This window comes from Sphingobacterium zeae, from assembly GCF_030818895.1.
GTDB classification, from domain to species: Bacteria; Bacteroidota; Bacteroidia; order Sphingobacteriales; family Sphingobacteriaceae; genus Sphingobacterium; species Sphingobacterium zeae.
Genome location: NZ_JAUTBA010000001.1, coordinates 3,049,978 through 3,070,702, shown reverse-complemented (window position 1 = coordinate 3,070,702; position 20,725 = coordinate 3,049,978). Strand labels below are relative to the sequence as shown.

The 20,725-nt window shown below is 39.2% G+C and carries 19 protein-coding genes and 3 tRNA genes; 14 read left to right on the top strand and 8 right to left on the bottom strand.

Going from position 1 to position 20,725, the window contains the following annotated elements; genetic code table 11:
- Positions 1-163 precede the first annotated feature (163 nt).
- Both QE382_RS12855 and rocD read right to left on the bottom strand, forming a co-directional pair.
- A complete protein-coding gene (locus tag QE382_RS12855; RefSeq protein ID WP_307186239.1) occupies positions 164-1,129 on the bottom strand; it encodes an arginase in 966 nt (321 codons plus the stop codon).
- A gap of 3 nt (positions 1,130-1,132) precedes the next feature.
- Positions 1,133-2,392, bottom strand: coding sequence for an ornithine--oxo-acid transaminase (gene rocD / locus QE382_RS12850; protein ID WP_307186238.1), 1,260 nt, complete (start codon positions 2,390-2,392; stop codon positions 1,133-1,135).
- Between the two features lie 119 nt (positions 2,393-2,511).
- Here rocD and QE382_RS12845 point away from each other — a divergent pair, with 119 nt between their 5' ends.
- A complete protein-coding gene (locus tag QE382_RS12845) occupies positions 2,512-2,964 on the top strand; it encodes an Lrp/AsnC family transcriptional regulator (protein WP_307186237.1) in 453 nt (150 codons plus the stop codon).
- A gap of 51 nt (positions 2,965-3,015) precedes the next feature.
- Here QE382_RS12845 and QE382_RS12840 read toward each other — a convergent pair whose 3' ends face one another.
- Positions 3,016-3,201 (bottom strand): hypothetical protein, encoded by a 186-nt coding sequence (locus QE382_RS12840; RefSeq protein WP_209579247.1) that lies wholly within the window; start codon positions 3,199-3,201, stop codon positions 3,016-3,018.
- A 194-nt stretch (positions 3,202-3,395) separates the two neighbouring features.
- Here QE382_RS12840 and QE382_RS12835 point away from each other — a divergent pair, with 194 nt between their 5' ends.
- From QE382_RS12835 to QE382_RS12825, 3 genes are all read left to right on the top strand, one after another.
- On the top strand, positions 3,396-3,638 hold the full coding sequence (locus QE382_RS12835; RefSeq protein WP_307186236.1) for a hypothetical protein: 243 nt from the start codon (positions 3,396-3,398) through the stop codon (positions 3,636-3,638).
- Positions 3,639-3,722: 84 nt separating this feature from the next.
- Positions 3,723-4,376: an NAD(P)H-binding protein gene (locus QE382_RS12830; RefSeq protein ID WP_088161678.1), complete on the top strand. Its 654-nt coding sequence runs from the start codon at positions 3,723-3,725 to the stop codon at positions 4,374-4,376.
- A 91-nt stretch (positions 4,377-4,467) separates the two neighbouring features.
- Positions 4,468-5,880 carry an alkaline phosphatase gene (locus tag QE382_RS12825; RefSeq protein ID WP_307186235.1) on the top strand — a complete coding sequence of 471 codons (1,413 nt, stop codon included), beginning with the start codon at positions 4,468-4,470 and terminating at the stop codon, positions 5,878-5,880.
- 42 nt (positions 5,881-5,922) lie between these two features.
- On the opposite strand, the gene QE382_RS12820 is transcribed toward QE382_RS12825, so the two are convergent.
- From QE382_RS12820 to QE382_RS12810, 3 genes are all read right to left on the bottom strand, one after another.
- Positions 5,923-5,995 (bottom strand) — tRNA-Thr (locus tag QE382_RS12820).
- A gap of 33 nt (positions 5,996-6,028) precedes the next feature.
- Positions 6,029-6,101 (bottom strand) — tRNA-Thr (locus tag QE382_RS12815).
- 36 nt (positions 6,102-6,137) lie between these two features.
- Positions 6,138-6,210: transfer RNA gene (locus tag QE382_RS12810), tRNA-Thr, on the bottom strand.
- A gap of 270 nt (positions 6,211-6,480) precedes the next feature.
- Here QE382_RS12810 and clpB point away from each other — a divergent pair.
- Positions 6,481-9,081, top strand: a complete 2,601-nt coding sequence (clpB, locus tag QE382_RS12805; RefSeq protein WP_307186234.1) for an ATP-dependent chaperone ClpB — start codon at positions 6,481-6,483, stop codon at positions 9,079-9,081.
- 57 nt (positions 9,082-9,138) lie between these two features.
- Here the strand turns inward: clpB and QE382_RS12800 are convergent, their stop codons facing one another.
- A complete protein-coding gene (locus QE382_RS12800) occupies positions 9,139-9,633 on the bottom strand; it encodes a peroxiredoxin family protein (protein ID WP_307186233.1) in 495 nt (164 codons plus the stop codon).
- Between the two features lie 158 nt (positions 9,634-9,791).
- Between QE382_RS12800 and purN the strand changes: the two genes are divergently transcribed.
- Positions 9,792-10,364, top strand: coding sequence for a phosphoribosylglycinamide formyltransferase (gene purN / locus QE382_RS12795; protein WP_293957630.1), 573 nt, complete (start codon positions 9,792-9,794; stop codon positions 10,362-10,364).
- A 245-nt stretch (positions 10,365-10,609) separates the two neighbouring features.
- Here purN and QE382_RS12790 read toward each other — a convergent pair whose 3' ends face one another.
- Positions 10,610-11,842 carry an MFS transporter gene (locus tag QE382_RS12790; RefSeq protein ID WP_307186232.1) on the bottom strand — a complete coding sequence of 411 codons (1,233 nt, stop codon included), beginning with the start codon at positions 11,840-11,842 and terminating at the stop codon, positions 10,610-10,612.
- 92 nt (positions 11,843-11,934) lie between these two features.
- Here QE382_RS12790 and QE382_RS12785 point away from each other — a divergent pair, with 92 nt between their 5' ends.
- The 8 genes from QE382_RS12785 (at position 11,935) to QE382_RS12750 (ending at position 20,656) form a co-directional block, all read left to right on the top strand.
- Complete coding sequence (locus tag QE382_RS12785) at positions 11,935-12,432, top strand: PaaI family thioesterase (RefSeq protein WP_209579240.1); 498 nt, start codon at positions 11,935-11,937, stop codon at positions 12,430-12,432.
- Between the two features lie 39 nt (positions 12,433-12,471).
- On the top strand, positions 12,472-12,894 hold the full coding sequence (locus tag QE382_RS12780) for a transposase (protein WP_307186231.1): 423 nt from the start codon (positions 12,472-12,474) through the stop codon (positions 12,892-12,894).
- A gap of 94 nt (positions 12,895-12,988) precedes the next feature.
- Positions 12,989-13,636 (top strand): SCO family protein, encoded by a 648-nt coding sequence (locus tag QE382_RS12775; RefSeq protein WP_307186230.1) that lies wholly within the window; start codon positions 12,989-12,991, stop codon positions 13,634-13,636.
- A gap of 1 nt (position 13,637) precedes the next feature.
- On the top strand, positions 13,638-14,057 hold the full coding sequence (locus tag QE382_RS12770; protein WP_307186229.1) for a c-type cytochrome: 420 nt from the start codon (positions 13,638-13,640) through the stop codon (positions 14,055-14,057).
- 283 nt (positions 14,058-14,340) lie between these two features.
- Positions 14,341-14,928 (top strand): TetR/AcrR family transcriptional regulator, encoded by a 588-nt coding sequence (locus QE382_RS12765; RefSeq protein WP_307186228.1) that lies wholly within the window; start codon positions 14,341-14,343, stop codon positions 14,926-14,928.
- A gap of 8 nt (positions 14,929-14,936) precedes the next feature.
- Positions 14,937-16,262: a TolC family protein gene (locus tag QE382_RS12760; protein ID WP_307186227.1), complete on the top strand. Its 1,326-nt coding sequence runs from the start codon at positions 14,937-14,939 to the stop codon at positions 16,260-16,262.
- A 28-nt stretch (positions 16,263-16,290) separates the two neighbouring features.
- On the top strand, positions 16,291-17,448 hold the full coding sequence (locus tag QE382_RS12755) for an efflux RND transporter periplasmic adaptor subunit (RefSeq protein ID WP_307186226.1): 1,158 nt from the start codon (positions 16,291-16,293) through the stop codon (positions 17,446-17,448).
- Between the two features lie 37 nt (positions 17,449-17,485).
- Complete coding sequence (locus QE382_RS12750) at positions 17,486-20,656, top strand: efflux RND transporter permease subunit (RefSeq protein WP_307186225.1); 3,171 nt, start codon at positions 17,486-17,488, stop codon at positions 20,654-20,656.
- Positions 20,657-20,725: the final 69 nt, after the last annotated feature.

Here is a 20,725-nt window from a genome sequence, read left to right as displayed (position 1 = left end):
CATGTTAACACAATATTAAATCACATAAAGTAATACGAGTTTTAACATCAGGAAGGCTGACTTATTTTTATACACCAAGCGCAACAATATACTATTAAAAAAGCCCTTTTATTGACGATACACATCAATAAAAGGGCTTGAAAATAGACCATCCCAAAACCGGTTAATTACCCGATTTCAATTCAATGAGCGGAGTGATCCGTTCTAATATATCAAATGCCACCTCTGCCATTTTATTACCTTTATTGTCCAATAACGGATTAACTTCAACAATTTCAAAACAAATTACCTTTCCAGATCGGATGATCTCTTCTAAAATCAACACAATCTCCCTTGGCAAAAACCCCTTAGGCACTGGTGTTCCCGTGCCATCCGAGATCAATTCACTATCCATGCTATCCACATCAAAAGAGATATAAACCATATCACATGCTTCCAGGATTTTCAATGCTTCAGCCACACAGTCGGTTATTCCGCGCTGTCTCGTCTCTTCCACACGATAGTTCTTAATCCCAAGTCGTTCAATGACCAGATCTTCCGGTTCTTCCGTATCCCTTACACCAAAATAAATCAAATGATTGGATAGTATTTTACCTACTGGGCCAGCTATTCGTTTTAGTTTATTCCAAAATTCTTGTGTAGATTCGTCTATTTCATTGATTTTACATGGGATATTATCCTCATTTAACATCGCCGCTAAAGGCATTCCATGCATATTACCAGAAGGTGTTGTGTGCGGAGAATGAATATCCGCATGCGCATCCATCCAGATCACACCGAGTTGCTTATCCGGATAAGCGGACTTTATACCACTGATCGTCCCCATTGCGGAGGAATGATCCCCTGAAAACACCAATGGAAAATTGCCGGAAGATAAGCTATCCTCAACGGTGGAAGCTACTTGTTTGCATTGTTCATAAACCTGCTGAATATGTTTCGCAAAAGGATGATTATCATTCTGATAAATGGAGCTATTTCGAGTAGGCACATCAACAAATGGATAGTTAATGAAATATTGACTTCCTTTATTAATTGCAGCTATCTCGATGGCGTCGATGCCCAGATCTGAACCCCTAGTCCCTGCTCCTATATCCGATCTGTTTTTGATCAATTCAATCATTTTCTCCATACACTATTTCAAATTAGTCAACGATCGCTCAATGATCCCTAAGCAAGTCTCGACTTGCTCTTTGGTAATAACCAGCGGCGGAGCCAATCGAATTTTGTTCCCATGTGTAGGCTTCGCTAAAAGTCCGTTTTCTTTAAATTTGAGACAGATATTCCAGGCCAAATCACTTTCTTCATCCGCATCAATTACAATGGCAGTCAAGAGCCCCTTTCCGCGCACTTCTGTAATTAACGTGCACTTAGCAGCAATCTGACGCAATCCATCCAAAAACAAGGCCCCCATCTGAAACGCCCGTTGCGCCAAATCTTCATCCCGCACAACATTTAGCGCTTCCATAGCTACTGCACAGGCTAAGGGATTCCCGCCATAGGTAGAACCATGCTCGCCCGGTTTAATACACAACATAATGGAGTCATTTGCCAACACTGCCGATACCGGCAATACACCACCCGATAAAGCTTTCCCTAAAATCAGAACATCGGGTTTGCTTTGACTTTGCGGATCATCAATAGCATAGGATGCCAACATACTTCCCGTCCGAGCAATACCGGTTTGAATTTCGTCTGCAATAAACAATACATTGTATTTTGTACATAATTGTCTCACGCGCATCAGATAATCCTCATCAGGAACGACAATACCCGCTTCTCCCTGAATTGGCTCAACGATAAAACCGGCGATATTATTATCTGCTTTGAATAACTGTTCTAGCGCATCAACATCGTTATAGGGAACGAGTACTATGCCATCTAAAAAGGGGCCAAATTCATGTGTTGCTGTATTATCATTCGATGCGGATATAACAGAGATTGTCCTACCGTGGAAATTATCCTTGGCAAAGACAATTTTCGCTTGATTGGCTGCTACACCTTTCACCTGATAGGCCCATTTACGACAAAGCTTCATTGCCGTTTCTACCGCTTCAACGCCCGAATTCATCACCAAAGCCTTATCAAACCCAAATAGCTGGCAAAGGATTTCTTCAAAATCGCCCAATTTATTATTATAAAACGCTCTCGAAGTAAGTGTCAATTGCTCCGCCTGCTCTTTTAAGGCATGAATTATTCTTGGATGACAGTGTCCCTGATTAACTGCAGAATATGCGGAAAGGAAATCAAAATAGGCCTTTCCATCAACATCCCAAACCATGACGCCTTCAGCGCGTTCCAATACGACTGGAAGAGGATGATAATTGTGCGCTCCGTATTTTTCTTCTTTGGCAATGAAAAAATCGCCCTTACCGTGTTTAACAACTGTACTCATAATTCAGACTCTTAAAATAAAAACAAATATACAAATTCACTATTTTATTATTGAAAAAAATAAATTTTACACTAAATTGGCCATAAAATAGTAAAATCACCTTTTTAAATGTATATAAAATGAATAGCATTGATGAATTCGACCGGCAGATTTTGAAATATTTAGAACAAGATGGACGAATGGCCTACTCTGCAATAGCGACTGCTATGGGCGTTTCCAATACCATGATCCATCAACGGATCATCCGCTTGACCGAGCAAGGAGTATTGACAGGAATAAAGCCGCTGCTAAATGAAAAAAAGCTAGGCTATGATTGGGGAGCTTTTACAGGGTTAAGTTTAGAAAAAGATCATGATTCAAACCGAATAATTGAAGAACTGAAGAAAATACCAGAAGTAACAGAATGCTACTATATTACGGGCAACTACACGTTATATGTGAAAATTATTGCTAAAAATCACGAACATATGCGACAACTACTGTATGAAAAGATTGATAGCATTCCTGGGATTGCAAAAACGGATTCGATCATTGAGTTAGGTTGTGCTTTCAAACGTAATATGATATTCTGATTACGGAGAGATAGCTTCGAGATCCTGAATACGTATTTCAGGGTCTCCACGTTACCTACCAATATTCGCCAACTCTTCTTCTGTCCAGTAAATCAATTCTCGCAAGACATATACATTTTCATAGCTTCCTAACCCATCAATGTATTCCCACAAATCACCTTCAACCTTTACTGGCCTGCCATGATGAATGAGGTCATATCCATTATCCAACCAATTTTGTATCTGCTCTTTATCCATCTTTATAAAAACTTGTTGTTAGTTATCTTAAAATGTCTCTATCAAATATAATGTATTTTCCAATGGCTACCAAGGAAACTAAAATTTCAGTTAACTTTTTATATATTCGCTTTCGCAACTCAACAAGTTGTCGCGTTAATTGACGAATTTCAAAAATAAAAAAGTATCTTCGTATAACATCATTTATAATAATTATGGCAGATTTTTTTTATGTTGGACGCGAGGGTGAAGATGAATTACTCGAACTGGTAGCTGTATCGACTATCCAATCCCTCCTCTATTTTCAGGATGCCGATCAAGAGGATTTTACAACAATAAAGACCGCTATTGATCAAAATTTTATTGTCGAAGAAGATCTAATCACTGTAGCAGACACCCTCCGATTGAATCAATCTATTGTGCGCTTTACTCCGGGCAAGCCCAATTATAAAGATTAATTGCATGCTCAATCATACGGATAAATAACTATCAGTAAAGCAATTAAATCAAGATAATTAGTAAAGAAAATAAGTAAGGAAATAATGAAGGTAGTTTTAATAGGTGGTTCTGGCGCTACAGGAAGAGCGCTCGTTCAATTGATGTTAAAATCTAAGGAAATTACGGAAATCGTTGTGCTTTTAAGACGTGTCTCGTTTGAGGAGCACATTAAATTGAAACAGGTTATCGTAGACTTTGAAAATCTAACGGATTTTGAGCAAGTGATACAAGGCGATGTCGCAATTTCCTGCCTTGGCACCACATTAAAAGACGCAGGCAGTAAAGATGCACAATGGAAAATAGATCATGATCTTAATTTGCAATTTGCGGCATTGGCTAAAAAAAATGGTTTTCCTACCTTTCTCTTATTATCGGCTGTTCTTGCGGATCCTGCATCAAAAATTTTTTATAACCGCATGAAAGGAAGCCTTGAACAGGATGTTAAAGCACTTGATTTCAATCGGCTTATTATTTTCCAACCTGGAGGACTAATCCGACCAAATACAGATCGCTTGGGTGAAAAAACAGCCATAGCTGCCCTTCGTATCTTTAATACAATAGGATTATTCAAAACATACGAACCTCTTTCAGTAGGACAAGTTGCTATGGCAATGTTACAGGCGATCAATCATTACACAACAGGTATCCATACTGTAACCGTGAAAGATATCCAGAAATTAGCAGCAGAAACCAGTTGAAACAAGTAAAAAAACAATTCATAATATTGAATTAACAGTAAGCTAATCCTAAGGCTGTAATTTGTGTTTTTTTAAAATAACAACCATTCAAATGAAAAAACACGTTTTATTTCTGTTCCTCCTCGTTTTTGTACAAGTTTTCCCCTCTTTTGGCCAAGAAGCAAAATACATTTTTTACTTAATTGGTGATGGCATGGGCCTCAACCAGGTTAATCTCACCGAAATTCATCAAGCTGAAGTACAGCATAAAGATAACCCAATTCCACTTGTGTTCACGCAATTTCCTCATGTTGGATTTGCCTCCACACATTCACTCTCGAATGGCGTAACGGACTCAGGCGCTGGAGGTACCGCATTAGCCGTTGGAAAAAAAACCAAAAATGGCGTTATCGGTATGGACAGTACGGGAACAGTCCCCTATAAGAGTATAGCTTATGCCGCAAAGCAAAAAGGAAAGAAAGTCGGTATTATTACAAGCGTCAGCATAGACCACGCTACCCCGGCTTCATTTTATGCACACCAAGCAGACCGCGACATGTATTATGAAATCGGTAAAGAAATTGTCACTTCGAATTTTGATTTTTTTGGCGGATCCAATTTTCTCAAACCCGAAACAACATTTGATCATAAAAAGGCGCCATCGCTTTTCCCCATATTAGAAAAAGCCGGCTATAAGGTGCTTAAAGGAAAAGATGCTTATGCACAACTACCAAATAAATCAGATAAGATCATATTGATGAATTCAGATGGCAGCCCTATAGATGCCCTTAAATATGCCATAGACCAAAAGCCAAGTGATTTAAAACTGGCAGATATCACATCTGCAGCTATCACTTCACTGCATAAAAATAATACAAATGGTTTCTTTTTAATGATTGAAGGTGGAAAAATTGATTGGGCATGCCATGCAAATGATGCGGCTACTACGATTCAGGAAGTGTTGGATTTCAATAACTCCGTACAACTCGCCTATGATTTTTATAAAAAATTTCCAAATGAAACACTTATAGTCGTTACAGCGGACCATGAAACGGGCGGATTAGGTGTCGGTAATGGAAGTTCTTCGCTGAAAACAAAATTCTTGTCCCACCAAAAAATCTCGCATGCAGAACTTTCGAACGCAATTGGCAACCTTCGTAAGAATAATCCAAATGCAACATGGGGCGATCTCAAGAATCTCATTGCTGCTCAAACAGGTTTGTTTTCCAAAATTACAATCCATGAAACTGATCGTAGTGCTTTAGAAGCTGCCTATCAAAAAAGCTTTGTCGATCATCAAAATGAAACCGCAAAAAGCCTTTACGCAAGCGACGACAAGATTGCCGCACTGAGTATTTCAATCTTAAATCGGATGGGATCAATAAGCTGGGCCTCTAACAACCATTCGGCAGCCTATGCACCGGTTTATGCCATCGGTGTTGGTTCCGAACAATTCAATCAGAAAATGGATAACACAGATATACCAAAGAAAATCGCTACAGCTGCAAAACTTAGTTTAGACTAAACAAAAAAAGATCCCCAAGAAATCTTGGGGATCTTTTTTATGAGCCTCTTATCGGGATCGAACCAATGACCTACTGATTACAAGTCAGTTGCTCTACCAGCTGAGCTAAAGAGGCTTTCAATTGAATTTTAATGAGTGTCGCTCAATGAGCCTCTTATCGGAATCGAACCAATGACCTACTGATTACAAGTCAGTTGCTCTACCAGCTGAGCTAAAGAGGCTTTTTAAAGAAGTTTCAATACCTGTGGCATAAATAGAGCCTCTTATCGGGATCGAACCAATGACCTACTGATTACAAGTCAGTTGCTCTACCAGCTGAGCTAAAGAGGCGTTACTTCTTTTCAATCTTAATTACGGCTCACCGTTTTAAGATGTTGCAAATATCGAAACCCTACATCAAAATTGCAAGTCAAAAACAAGAATTTTCTACAGCAATAAGGCAAATATTTAAAAATCAAGCGCATTATTTTTAAGGACTGTAAATTTGACATGATTCAATAAATAATATTGCCATTTTTTCCGAAATCCAGCTAAAAACCCAAATGGCACTTCAATTGTTATAATTCAACATATCAACAAAACTTTAATTAAGACAATAAAATGAATTTTAACAACTATACAATTAAAGCGCAAGAGGCCATACAAAAAGCGTCCGAAATCGCTGCTGGCCATCAGCAACAGGCGATTGAGACAGCTCATATTTTAAAAGCTTTACTCTCCGTCGACGAAAATGTTGTCAGCCACTTATTGAAAAAATTAAATGTTAACATCAGCTATCTCGGAACTGAACTTGACAAGCAAGTGGAGGGTTTTCCTAAGGTTAGCGGTAGTAATATTTATTTAAGTAGTGATGCAAACAATGCGCTGCAAAAAGCACAAGGTTATTTAAAGGAATTTAATGATGAATTTGTGTCTGTTGAACATCTATTGCTAGGAATCTTGGCAAGTTCCAGCAAGACGTCGACATTATTAAAATCACAGGGAGTAACGGAGAAAGACCTAAAGACAGCTATCAGAGAGTTGCGTGGTAATAGTCGAGTAACGGATCAGAATGCTGAGGCCACCTATAATGCGTTAGGAAAATATGCACGAAATTTAAATGAATATGCGGAGTCGGGAAAGCTGGACCCAGTTATCGGTCGTGATGAGGAAATCAGACGGGTGATGCAGATCCTCTCCCGTCGCACCAAAAACAACCCAATACTTGTCGGTGAACCTGGGGTCGGTAAAACGGCTATTGCGGAAGGTATCGCTTACAGAATTATCAAAGGCGATGCTCCCGAAAATTTAAAATCTAAAACTGTTTTTTCTTTGGATATGGGTGCGTTGGTTGCAGGTGCAAAATACAAAGGAGAATTTGAAGAACGTTTAAAAGCGGTTGTAAAGGAGGTTACAGATTCCAACGGAGACATTATCCTATTTATCGATGAAATACATACATTGGTAGGCGCAGGAGGTGGTGAAGGTGCGATGGATGCGGCCAATATCCTTAAACCAGCATTGGCAAGAGGTGAATTACGTGCTATTGGTGCTACAACGCTAAATGAATACCAAAAATACTTTGAGAAAGATAAAGCACTGGAACGTAGATTCCAAAAAGTTATGGTGGAAGAACCAGACACGCAAGATGCAATTTCGATCCTCAGAGGTTTAAAAGAACGATACGAAACACACCATAAAGTACGCATTCTGGATGAGTCTATCATTGCCGCCGTGGAATTGTCACAGCGCTATATTGCCGATCGGTTTCTACCAGATAAAGCGATTGATTTAATTGATGAGGCAGCATCCAAATTACGCCTTGAGATGGACTCTGTACCGGAAGCTGTCGATGAGCTTGAACGTCGTATCATGCAATTGGAAATCGAGCGTGAAGCTTTGAAACGTGAAAATGATGACAAAAAAGTCGCCGAATTATCGGAAAGTATCGCCAATCTATCGGCAGAGAGAGATACGTTGAGAGCATCGTGGCAAGAAGAAAAGAGTCTTGTTGACAATGTCAATCAAGAGATTGAGAATATTGAAAACTACAAACTCGAAGCGGAGCAGGCCGAACGTTCCGGAGACTATGGCAAGGTAGCAGAGCTTCGTTATGGACGGATTAAAGAAGCGCAAGAAAAAGTTGACAAACTAAAGGCTGAACTCGCAGAAAAACAAGAAAGCAAGCGTATGCTCAAAGAAGAAGTTACTTCAGAAGACATTGCCGATGTTGTTGCAAAATGGACGGGAATACCTGTGAGCAAAATGATTCAATCAGAACGCGAAAAATTATTGAATCTTGAGGAAGAGCTTCATAAACGTGTCGCCGGTCAGGATGAGGCTATTGAAGCAATTTCCGATGCGATTCGCCGCTCACGCGCAGGTCTGAATGATGCAAAACGACCAATAGGATCTTTTATATTTCTCGGTACTACTGGAGTCGGAAAGACCGAGCTTGCAAAAGCGCTAGCCGAATTTCTATTTGACGACGAGCAATCGATGGTTCGTATTGATATGTCGGAATATCAAGAAAGGCATGCCGTATCACGTTTAATAGGTGCGCCTCCGGGATATGTAGGCTATGATGAAGGCGGACAGTTGACAGAGGCTGTGCGAAGAAGGCCTTACTCTGTTGTATTACTAGATGAAATTGAAAAGGCGCATCCCGATGTATTTAATATTTTACTTCAGGTATTGGATGACGGGCACCTGACAGACAATAAGGGCCGTACGGTGAACTTTAAAAATACAATTATCATCATGACTTCAAATACAGGTTCGGCCATTATACAAGAAAATTTCAGTCACTTGACTGACGATAATAGGGATGAAATTGTTGCTAAAACCCGAAACGAGGTATTTGATATTTTGAAACAGTCGATTCGTCCCGAATTTTTGAACCGTATCGATGAAGTAATTATGTTTACGCCATTAAGTCGAGATGAAATTGGAGATATTGTTCGTTTACAATTTGCACATGTTCAGAAACAACTGGCCGAACAAAATATATTCATTACGGCTTCTGATGAAGCAATGGATTGGTTGGCACAACTTGGTTACGATCCTATTTATGGAGCGAGACCCTTAAAACGTGTCATTCAAAAACGAATTCTAAATGAACTTTCGAAGGAAATTTTATCTGGAAAAGTAAATCGCGATTCGATTATTCGTCTGGATGTATTCGACGGTAAATTTGTGTTCATCAATAAACAAGAACAATAAAAAAAGAAGGTCCGATAGTATCGGACCTTCTTTTTTTTATTGCTAATTTTTAAACATTTAACCTGTAATACCTAAAGCTTTTAACAACTTGTTTACATCGTCTTCGCCGTCCAAATGCTGTACCAATACTTTGGTTTTTGCATCATAGATATAAAGCGAAGGATAATTGCTTGGCTTAAATTTTTCAATAAATTGCGTACCGCTATCAAATAAGAATTTAACATTTGTGGCATTTTTTAAGGCCTTTGCGTGCATGTTAATGAAGCCATCGACATATTGTTTATCATTCATTGAAATAAAATAAAATGATGTATTCTTTAATTTGGTCAAGTTCTGCGCAATTCCAGCGCCCATTTTCTGACAGTGTCCACAACCGGGGTCGTAAAAATTCAAAACAATAAATCCAGATTTCGGGAGTTTACCAGAATCAAATTTGCCGGTGTGATAGACCTCTTCGAATGTAAACGTCGGAAGTGTTTTGGGAGCCTGCGCAAAGACCGGTTGAAACAAAAAATAAATACTGACAAAAATTAGGGAATAGAGGAATTTCATGTTAAAAAATTTTAAACCAATAGTAACCGTTCAATTAATTTCGATTAATAATACCTAAAAATATCGTTTATTCGACTATTGTTTTAGTTTTTTTACAAAAATTCCGTAAGTTTGGGCTAATTTTTAAATCGATCAAATCTAATTAATACTCATCAATCGTGAAAAAAAGAATTGCTATTTTTGCTTCAGGTTCAGGCTCCAATGCGCAAAAAATAATGGAACATTTCAAGTATTCGGACGAAGCTGAGGTCGCCTTGATTTTATCCAATAACCCAGATGCTTACGTTATTCAACGAGCTGACAATTTCGAAATACCTGCACATATTTTTGATCGTGAGGAATTTTACAACACCGACAATGTTGTCAATATTCTTAAAAACTTAAATATTGATCTGATCGTTTTAGCTGGTTTTTTATGGCTTGTGCCCAATAATCTTCTGAAAGCTTTTCCGAATCAAATCATTAATATTCATCCTGCTCTGCTGCCAAAATACGGGGGTAAAGGAATGTATGGCGACCATGTTCATCGGGCTGTTCTAGCAAATAAAGAAGAAGAGCACGGGATTACGATTCACTTCGCGAATGAGCATTTCGATGAAGGAGAAATTATCTATCAAGCACGGTTCAAAGTAGATTCAAATGATACCCTCGACACCATAAAATTTAAAGGGCAGCAACTGGAACATCAACACTTCCCCAAAGTCATCGAAAATCTCATCAAAAAAATGTAAAAACTACGGCATTGTTTAGAATTGTTTTAAACAAATTGTAACTTCGTGGCATGAACGAAATTATTGAAACTGCGATAGAGTCAGATGAGTCAGACAGCAAAGGTGGTTTGTTTCAGTTTAGAAACACTGCAATGAACCCATTTTCTGATTTTTCCTGTGCTTGCTTTAAAAAGTGTTGCAAGAAATACAAAGAAGGTAAACGCTGTAAGAAATGTCCCGGCCGGAAAAAATAGTGTATTGCACCATTATTTCTCCTGATAATTTAAATCTTTATCAAAACTTTCTTCTAACTGGGTTAGTGAATAAATTGCTATTCCCGAAAGGAGTAAAACCATAGTAATCGCTGCTGGTGCAATTCCAAACGCGTTTACCAAATATCCATAGAGCATAGTGGAGGGAATGAGTGCACCTCTGACAAAATTTGGTGCCGTTGTTGCAACAGTAGCCCGGAGATTCGTGCCAAATTGTTCCGCTGAAATCGTTACAAATGTAGCCCAATACCCCACTCCTAATCCCATTATAAAGGCAAGAGTTAAGAACTTCGTAGCTGTAATACCATTACTCAGCAAATACACGAGTGAACTTCCAATAATAACTAACTGACAAATAAAGACCACTTTTTTACGGGATTTTAAAACTTGTGCAAATACTCCGGCTAATACATCCCCGATAGAAATAACAATATAGGTAAACATCACCCCTTGGCCGGCACTTAGTGTATCGATAGCGCCTAAAGCAGTACCTATTTCAGGAGCCTGTGTAACCAAAACACCCACAACAAACCAGATGGGAAGACCGATGCATAGGCAATTAATATACCTTTTTAAACGGCTCCTATCGGTAAATAGCATCCGGATATCTCCTCTTGTGATATCCGATTCATTTTGCTCTTTAAACAAACCTGACTCAAAAGATCCAATACGCAAGAGTAATAACAGCAGGCCCATTCCCCCACCGACAAAGTAGGCCGTCCGCCAATCAAACTCTTCCGAAACAAAATAGGCTAATACCGCCCCAATAACACCCACAGCAGCAACCAACATAGTGCCATAACCACGTTTTGATTTATGCATGCTTTCGGAAACCAGCGTAATTCCAGCCCCTAATTCCCCAGCCAAACCAATACCCGCTATAAAACGGATAATGCCATATATCAGTACATCCTGTACGAAGCCATTTGCGATATTTGCCAAGGAATATAAAAGAATCGATCCGAATAGTACTTTTAAACGCCCAAATTTATCGCCGATAATCCCCCAGATAATTCCCCCTAATAGCAACCCTCCCATTTGCATATTTAATACAAATTCACCTTGAACACGCATATCCGCTGCTGGAACACCAATATCAGTAAAGGACTGAATACGGACAATGGAGAAAATAACTAAATCATAAATATCGACGAAGTAGCCCAATGAAGCGATCATAATGAGTAACCATACTTTTCTGTCGGCCTGTTTTCCTTTTATTTTGGACATTTTAGGTTTCTTTAGGTGGTAAAAATACCATAGTGGAGCTATAAAACCAAGATTTCAAACAATAATCCGACACATTATTCTATTTTTGTATCATGAGATATAGTCCACTTGCCTTAACATGGCTATTACGCATTTACCCCCCTTTTCTATTTCAGGGAATCTGGGTTAAAAAAATTAGCCCTGGCTTTCAGGGTGCTAAAGTAAAAATATATAAGACACCCTTCAATATCAATACCAACAAAACATTATTTGGAGGAACGATATTCTCTGCAGCCGACCCGATCTTCCCTATCCTAATTGATCAATATCTTCAAAAAATCGGTTTTAAGAAAACCGTTGCCTGGTTAAAATCATCGCAAATTGTTTTTAAAAAGCCAGGTAAAACTAGTGTAGAGTATAGTGTGGAACTTTCCGATGAAATTCTTGAAGAATGTGCACATATCATCCGGACAAAAGGACGGGTAGTAAAAGACTTTTCCTTAGAAATTAAAGACAAATCGGGCGACCTATGCGCTACTGTACGTTGCGAAACCTATATTCGTGACTTGAATTTTACATTCCCTTCGAGAAATCGAAATGTTGAGCCATAAGAAATTAATATCTTTGTCAAATTACCAAAAGATAATAACATGAATAAAATCGCGTTTGTAGCTATCGCATCGTTGGCAATTGCAGCATGTGGAACTCAGGGGAATGGTGAAACGACCGTGAAGGCCCTGCAGGATTCAACAATTAAAATACATGACGAGATCATGCCTCAAATTGCTCATTTCGACCGCGATGCTGTCAAGATAGATTCCATTTTGGACAATTTAAAAACTATGAAGACAGCTAAACCTGATCTGGATACTAGTTCGACAAGAAAAGAGCTCAGTATATTGAAAGCTAATTTGGAGAGTGCTACAGAACATATGATGGACTGGATGAAGGGATATAATCCTGATTCTACAGATGCTAAATACTTTGAAACTGAACTTCAAAAGGTAAGTGATATGAAAAAGATATTTGACAATGTTTCGAAAGAGAGCAACGAAAAATTAAAGAGTTTTTAAACGAATACATTCAATTTGAATAAGCCCGACATTTTAAAGGATGAACATTAGCGTGTTCGCGAAAAAATGATCCAGCTAAAAAAAGAGTAGACTCATGAGATCCATAACTAAATTTTACTCCGCAGCTAGCCTTTTACTCGGTTTATTTTCCTGCAAAAACAATGACCAGACAACTTTACCCATCTATGGCGAAAGAGAAGCTATAGAAAAAAAAGTTGATGGAAAAAGCATTATAGATACTATTTATCATACCATTCCGACCTTTAATCTGCTTAATCAGGACAGTGCAATGATCTCGGATAAGGATTTTGACGGAAAGGTGTATATTGCCAATTTTTTCTTTACGCACTGTCCAAGTATATGTCCGACGATGAACCGCAACCTATTAAAAATATATCAACAATATAAGGATAATGAGGAAGTTCGCTTTTTATCGCATAGTATCGACTTTAAATATGATCAACCTTATGTGTTGAAAGACTACGCAACAAAATTGGGCGTAACCAATAATCACTGGCAATTTGTTTCTGGAACTAAAGCCGACATTTATGGTCTAGCCAATCAATACCTAGTCTATACAGCCGAGGATAAGAACGCACCTGGAGGTTATGATCATCAGGGATATCTAGTCTTAATAGATAAAGACAAAAGAATTCGAGGAGCCTATGACGGCACCAATGATGAGCAGGTGAAAAAACTAATGAATGACTTACCGTTACTATTGAGCGAGAGTAAAAAGTGACATGCGCATCCTCTTAACAACCGTCGTAATAATTGGTGTTATCTTATCAATATTGATAGGCTGTCAGCAAGAAGTTGATATCAGAACTGCACAATATGCAGTCAATGGTCAAAAAGTATATCGGACACATTGCCAAAATTGTCACGGCGATAAGGGTGAAGGATTGGGCAATCTCTATCCTCCATTAACTGACACTACATTTCTACAAAAAAATAGCGATCAACTAGCTTGTATCATCAAGTACGGAATTTCAGGAGAACTTGAAGTTGCAGGTAGGAACTTTAACAATACGATGCCTGCCTCAAACCTTTCTTCAATCGATATCGCTTATGTGTTGACCTACATTAATACTAAAATTAACAAAGGGAAACAGATTTATTCCCTTGAAAAGGTCGAAAAGAACTTAAAAAAATGCAATTAGAAGAAGCGGCCGTTAGATGAAAAACGCCGCTTCTGCTCTTTTCTACGCCATCTCCAATCCAGCTAGTGCCTATACACTAGGCTGATAGTAACCATTAATTTGCTATTATTGGATACAGCCCATCAAGCTACCCAAAAAAAATAAAAAACAATTTTATTTATTTTCTCTTATTGTATTATTGATCCAATATTTCAAGATTTTTGATTTATTGATTTATAACAATATTCTGACATTTTGGAATCAAATTAATCGCTAATTTTGCAACCGAATGAACGTTCGATTGATGAATTATAATGAAAAAATTGCGGCTGTATTGGCGAGTACGCTAAAGCTGATACAGACCAACGGCTTCCATGGAACGCCGATGAGCAAAATCGCACAAGACTCTGATGTAGCTATAGGAACTATCTACCATTATTTCCCTTCAAAAGATGATCTGATATTTGCGCTGTTCAAACACTGTAGAACACTGTTAAATGATTATATTTTTGATGGTATAAGAGATGATTTCGAGTATAGAGATTCATTTTTTCATATTTGGCGCAACTTTGTCAAATTCTATCTCGAGAATGGGCCCATCTTCAGTTTTTTTGAGCAATTTTTTTCGTCCCCTTACTACGAAAAAAATAAAGCGGAGATACAAGAGCCCTTGGGCGGGCAAAATAAAGTTGTCGACTTCCTGCAAGAGGGTATCGATCGGAAAATTTTAAAGCAGGTAGATGTCCATCTGTTAGTGGCCAGTTATATCGGAGTGGCATTATCGACAGTTCATAGTATCAAATTTAAAGATCTCAGTTTTTCTGAACAAAATGTGGAGACACTGGTTGGGATTATTTGGGACGGAGCTATTAATAAAGAAAATAATAATTAATTACATATATGAAGTTTAATAAAATCGTTTATTCTTTAGCGACCCTTTCGCTTCTGAGTAATACAGGATTTGCACAACAGCAACCTGAAAGCTTGCCGCCAAATGCGACACTTCAGCAGCTGATAGATTATGCTTTACGGAATAAAATTTCGATTAAGCAAGCCGAGCTTGATGAAACCATCGGGGAAAGAGATATTGATATTTCACTTTCTGGTTGGTATCCGCAGCTGGGTTTAACCGGCAATTTCAATCACAACGTCAAATTGCCTACGATGTTCTTTAATGGTGCTAATATCCCTCTGGGAACTAAAAATAGTAGTGCATTAACGTTGCAGGCTGACCAACAAATTCTAAACCCGGCGTTAATGCAAGCCAAAAAAGGGGCTGACCTGCTTCGGCTAAGTAACAGACAAAATACCGAAAGTCAGAAAATCGACGCCGTTGTCGATGTCAGCAAAGCTTATTACGACATTTTGACTTCGGAAGAACAAATTAAAATTGTTCAGGAAAATATCGCCCGTCTTCAAAAGCAATACAACGATTCACATGTACGTTATGAAGTTGGTGTGGTGGATAAGACCGATTACAAGCGTGCACAGATCGCCTTGGCTAATGCCAGAGCTGACGAAAAGCGTACCGTTGAGATGCGCAAATATAAATATGACTATTTAAAACAGCTTTTGGCATTGGATAAAAGTCAAAATTTGACCTTATCTTTCAATAACGCTGATATGGAAAGTCAAATCTTATTGGATACGACCTCCGGATTGAATGTGACCAATCGCATTGAATTTCAACAATTACAGACTTCCAAAAAGATTCAAGAATTAAACACGCAATATTATAAGTGGACTTATCTTCCAAACATCAGTGCATTCTATAATTACGCATTTAACTACAGAAACAATAGTTTTGGAAAGTTGTACAATGATAATATTCCAAGTTCGATCGCAGGCTTAAATCTATCGCTCCCTATTTTTCAAGGATTTAAGCGTAAAAATCAAATCAATAAATCCAGACTTCAGGAAGAGCGCATTGATTGGGATATTAAGAACTTAGAGACTTCGGTCAATACGCAATATTCTATGGCACGTGCCACTTATAATGCCAATTTAAGCGACTGGAAGACAGCCCAGGAAAACGTTACACTCTCCAAAGAAGTTTATGAGACAATCAAACTACAATATGATGAGGGGATCAAAACATATCTGGATTTGATGACAGCTGAGACTGATTTAAAAACAACACAACTGAATTATTTGAATGCACTCTATGCCTTGTTAGCGAGTAAGCTTGATGTACAAAAAGCTATCGGATCAATTCAAACAAATTAATCAATTAAAAAGGAAACTAATACAAATCATGAATAAAAGACAATTATTATTCGCTTTCTTCCTAGGGACAGCTTTAGTATGGACCTCTTGTGGAAATAAAGATGCTAAAAAGCAAGGGCCGCCACAGGCGCAAGCCGAGAAAGTCGTCCCAGTTACTTTCGGTGTAGCATCACATGAGATTGTAACAGGTACAATAAGCTATCCTGCGACAGTTAAACCGCTGAATGAAGCAGACCTATTTGCAGAAGTGAGCGGTTATATCACCAAAATATATGTTTCAGATGGCGCAGCAGTTACGAAAGGACAAGCCCTTTATGAAATTGATGGTACACGCTATAATGCTGCGGTTCAACAAGCCAAAGCTAGCCTCCAAGTCGCACAGACAGAGTTGGACCGCCAAAAAAGAGATTTAGGAAGATATCAAACACTGGCAGATAAGGATGCAATCGCAAAACAGACCTTTGATAATGCGCAATCAAGCGTTGCTGCTGCTCAAGCTCAGGTAGAGTCTGCTCGCGCAGCGCTAGTCACAGCAAATACCAATTTATCACGATCGACTATTCGGGCTCCTTTTAGTGGCACTGTAGGAATATCACAAGTACGGTTGGGCGCTTTAGTTAATCCCGGTACCACCCTATTGAATACCTTATCTTCTACCAGCCCAATTGCTGTAGAATTTCAGGTAAACGAAAAGGATATTAGCAAATTTAGCCAATTACAAAGTAGCCGTTCCTCTTCAGATCTTTCGCTTATGCTACCCAATGGAAGCACTTATGAGGGAAAAGGAACGATCACAACCATTGACCGCGCAGTCGATCCTGCAACTGGAACCATCAAAGTACGGGCGACATTTCCGAACAATGCCAATGAACTTCGTGCAGGTATGAATATCACTATGAATGTATCAACAACCTCTTCCAAAGAAGAAATTGTTGTTCCCTACAAAGCGGTATTTGAGCAGTTAGGTGTTTTCAATATATATACCATCAACGACAGCAGTAAAGCGGAGATACATCAAGTAAAACTGGGTATCAAAGCTGGCGACAAAGTCGTGATCAAAGAAGGTGTCAAAGACGGCGAGAAAATTATCGTCGATGGCACTATGAATGTCCAAAATGGAGTTAAAGTAGTGGATGCTGCCGTGGCAGCTCAACAGGCTGCGAAAGGAGCTCCTCAGGGAAAATAACACCACTAATTTTTAAAGAGAATCTAAAAAATATAGAATGATTTCAGAAGTATTTATTAAGAGGCCAGTTACCGCAATCGTTATTTCGATTTTGATTTCAATCATCGGGATTATTGCAGTATCTACGTTGCCAATTAGCCAGTATCCTTCTATTGCACCTCCAACTGTAACGGTTACAGCAAATTACACCGGAGCGGATGCACAGACGGTTGAACAAACCGTGACAACTCTTATCGAGAGTCAGATCAATGGTACACCTGGCATGATTTATATGTCGTCTAATAGCACATCCAATGGTCAAGCAACAATTACGGTGACATTTGAAGTAGGTACGGATATCGATATAGCTACCCTAGATGTACAAAACCGTGTGGGAATTGCTGAGCCAGCCCTCCCTGAAGCTGTTAGACGTCTCGGGATTACGACGCGTAAAGCCAATAACGATATCCTCATGTTAGTTGCGCTAACTTCTCCAAAAGGAACGAGAAGCGAAAATTTCTTAGCTAATTACAACAACTTATACGTAAAAGACGCGCTCTTACGTGTGAAAGGTGTCGGTGACGTAACCGCCTTTGGTCAGCCATTCTCTATGCGCGTATGGCTTGATGCGAACAAATTGGCCAACCTGAGCATGACTCCCGCCGATGTATCGACTGCAATTGCAGAACAAAACTCCCGTATACCTGGTGGTAGTGTCGGTGGACGTCCGCAAGAGTCTTCAACGGTATTTGAGTACCCGGTGATTACCGATAGTGACCTTTCCAATCCAGAGGATTTTGAAAACATCATTGTAAAAACCAATAAGGATGGGTCAATTGTACTCTTAAAGGATGTTGCACGTGTAGAATTGGGTCAGTTCAATTATGGTACATCGTCTACTGTAAACGGGATGACCTCCTCGGCCATGATGATCAACCAGACGCCTGGCGGTAATGCAGTCGAGTCGGCTGAGGGTATTGTTAATGCTTTGGAAAAATTGAAGAAATCTTTTCCAACCGATGTCGATTATACGATCAGTTACGAAACTGTATCCGTTGTAAATGCCTCAATTTCTTCCGTTATACACACGCTAGTTGAAGCGTTAATCCTAGTTACGGTTGTGGTGTTTTTCTTTCTTCAAAGTTGGAGGGCAACATTAATTCCTGTACTGGCCATTCCAGTATCCATCGTTGGTACCTTCATATTCTTCCTCATGTTTGGTTTTTCAATCAACAACCTGACGATGCTTGCTTTTGTATTGGCTATCGGTATTGTGGTGGATGATGCCATTGTTGTTGTGGAAGCAGTACAGCATTACATCGACCACTATAAGCTGGATGCAAAAGAAGCAACACGGCGCGCTATGGGCGATATTACCGCTCCGGTTATTGCAATTGCATTGATTTTAGCAGCCGTGTTTGTACCAGTCGGTTTTATACCAGGTATGGTCGGTAAATTGTACCAACAATTTGCCATCACAATTGCCGTATCCGTCATGTTATCTGCATTTATTGCACTTTCTTTAACCCCAGCATTATGTTCAATTTTATTGAAGCCTACAGCAGTACATGAAGGCGCAAGAGGATTGAACAAATTTTTCTATAAATTTAATGTTTGGTTTGAAAAAGTAACGATAAAATACGCTAATGGTGTAAAACAGGCGATCAAAAAAGCACCCCTGGTGTTAATTATTCTCTTATGTATTTTTATTGGAACAGGCTGGATGTTTACAACCAAACCCACTGGATTTATTCCTTCTGAGGATGGTGGTGCATTTTTTGCAGGTATAACGTTGCCCGAAGGTTCTTCCTCTGCGCGTACAAATGAAGTGCTAAAAGAAATTGAAGCTGATCTACATAAGACTTTCCCCGAAATCAAATATGTTACTGCAATCTCCGGTATCAATATCCTGAACCGTGCATTTAAATCCAACGGGGCGACAGTATTCGTTTCGCTTAAACCTTGGGAAACGCGTTCACGCACTGCAAACGATATTGCCGGGATGATTATGGGCAAGTATGCAGGCTATACCAAGGCCAGAGTATTGGCGGTAACGCCACCGGCAATTCCAGGTTTAGGTACATCTGGGGGCTTCTCGATGCAGGTACAGGATTTGCAAACTGTCAACATAAAAGACTTCGAGGCCACAGTCGGTAAATTCTTGATGGCTGCCAACCAACGTCCGGAAATTGGAATGGCTTACACATTGTTTAACACCAATTCGCCAAACTACAAATTGGAGGTAAACCGTGAACAGGCAAAACGTATGGGTGTGCCGATCTCAAGTATCTATTCAACAATATCGTCCTATTTGGGTAGTAGCTATGTCAATGACTTCACAAAGTATGGTCGTAGTTATCGGGTTGTTACACAGGCCGATATACCATACCGCATGAATATTGAAGATATTAATAAGTTGTATGTCAACAATATCTCAGGAAACCCCGTACCGATGGGTACCCTGGTTAGCTATGAATTGACGACAATGCCTTCAATCATCAATCACTACAATATCTTTAGAAGTATTGAGGTCAACGGTAGCTCTGCTCCGGGTTATTCTTCAGGGGATGCTCTAAAAGCTTTACAGGAAGTTGCAGCCCAAACTTTGCCAGAAGGTTTTGACTATCAGTTTTCCGGTCTATCGTTACAAGAAATGCAATCAGGATCCAAGACCATTCAAATTTTTGCGTTGTGTATTCTATTTGTGTTCCTACTTTTAGCAGCATTGTACGAAAGCTGGTCTGTACCTTTTTCTATTTTATTATCTGTGCCTTTGGGAGTATTTGGAGCAATCCTAACATTGACGCTGATTCCAACCTTGGATAATAACATCTATGCACAAATCGGTCTGGTTACAATTATTGGTCTAGCAGCCAAAAATGCGATTCTGATTGTAGAGTTTGCCAAGGAAAGGGTTGATATTGGAATGAACCTATATGAGGCAACTTTAGATGCAGTAAAATTGCGTTTACGCCCAATCATTATGACATCTTTTGCATTTATTCTGGGGATTATTCCATTGATGCTATCCCATGGTGCTGGTGCTATATCTCGCCAAACAATTGGTTGGACCGTATTTGGCGGTATGACGGCCGCTACGCTCCTTGCGATATTTATCGTTCCCGTTCTGTTCGTCGTGATTACACGCATGGCTTATGGTAAGAAAAAACTAGCGGAATTGGAAGCTAATTTCGATGCGGAGAAAGCTAAAAATTTAAGTGCTCACTAGTTATATGTAGCCTCCGGTGTTAAAATCAATACCGAGCTAATCGCAAAGAAGCCTTTCCTAAAATTCAGG

Coding starts and splice junctions, on each gene's coding strand:
- QE382_RS12855 (WP_307186239.1), bottom strand. CDS start 1,129: ATGGAGAAAATGATTGAATTGATCAAAAACAGATCGGATATAGGAGCA.
- rocD (WP_307186238.1), bottom strand. CDS start 2,392: ATGAGTACAGTTGTTAAACACGGTAAGGGCGATTTTTTCATTGCCAAA.
- QE382_RS12845 (WP_307186237.1), top strand. CDS start 2,512: ATGAATAGCATTGATGAATTCGACCGGCAGATTTTGAAATATTTAGAA.
- QE382_RS12840 (WP_209579247.1), bottom strand. CDS start 3,201: ATGGATAAAGAGCAGATACAAAATTGGTTGGATAATGGATATGACCTC.
- QE382_RS12835 (WP_307186236.1), top strand. CDS start 3,396: ATGGCAGATTTTTTTTATGTTGGACGCGAGGGTGAAGATGAATTACTC.
- QE382_RS12830 (WP_088161678.1), top strand. CDS start 3,723: ATGAAGGTAGTTTTAATAGGTGGTTCTGGCGCTACAGGAAGAGCGCTC.
- QE382_RS12825 (WP_307186235.1), top strand. CDS start 4,468: ATGAAAAAACACGTTTTATTTCTGTTCCTCCTCGTTTTTGTACAAGTT.
- clpB (WP_307186234.1), top strand. CDS start 6,481: ATGAATTTTAACAACTATACAATTAAAGCGCAAGAGGCCATACAAAAA.
- QE382_RS12800 (WP_307186233.1), bottom strand. CDS start 9,633: ATGAAATTCCTCTATTCCCTAATTTTTGTCAGTATTTATTTTTTGTTT.
- QE382_RS12790 (WP_307186232.1), bottom strand. CDS start 11,842: ATGTCCAAAATAAAAGGAAAACAGGCCGACAGAAAAGTATGGTTACTC.
- QE382_RS12785 (WP_209579240.1), top strand. CDS start 11,935: ATGAGATATAGTCCACTTGCCTTAACATGGCTATTACGCATTTACCCC.
- QE382_RS12780 (WP_307186231.1), top strand. CDS start 12,472: ATGAATAAAATCGCGTTTGTAGCTATCGCATCGTTGGCAATTGCAGCA.
- QE382_RS12775 (WP_307186230.1), top strand. CDS start 12,989: ATGAGATCCATAACTAAATTTTACTCCGCAGCTAGCCTTTTACTCGGT.
- QE382_RS12770 (WP_307186229.1), top strand. CDS start 13,638: ATGCGCATCCTCTTAACAACCGTCGTAATAATTGGTGTTATCTTATCA.
- QE382_RS12765 (WP_307186228.1), top strand. CDS start 14,341: ATGAATTATAATGAAAAAATTGCGGCTGTATTGGCGAGTACGCTAAAG.
- QE382_RS12760 (WP_307186227.1), top strand. CDS start 14,937: ATGAAGTTTAATAAAATCGTTTATTCTTTAGCGACCCTTTCGCTTCTG.
- QE382_RS12755 (WP_307186226.1), top strand. CDS start 16,291: ATGAATAAAAGACAATTATTATTCGCTTTCTTCCTAGGGACAGCTTTA.
- QE382_RS12750 (WP_307186225.1), top strand. CDS start 17,486: ATGATTTCAGAAGTATTTATTAAGAGGCCAGTTACCGCAATCGTTATT.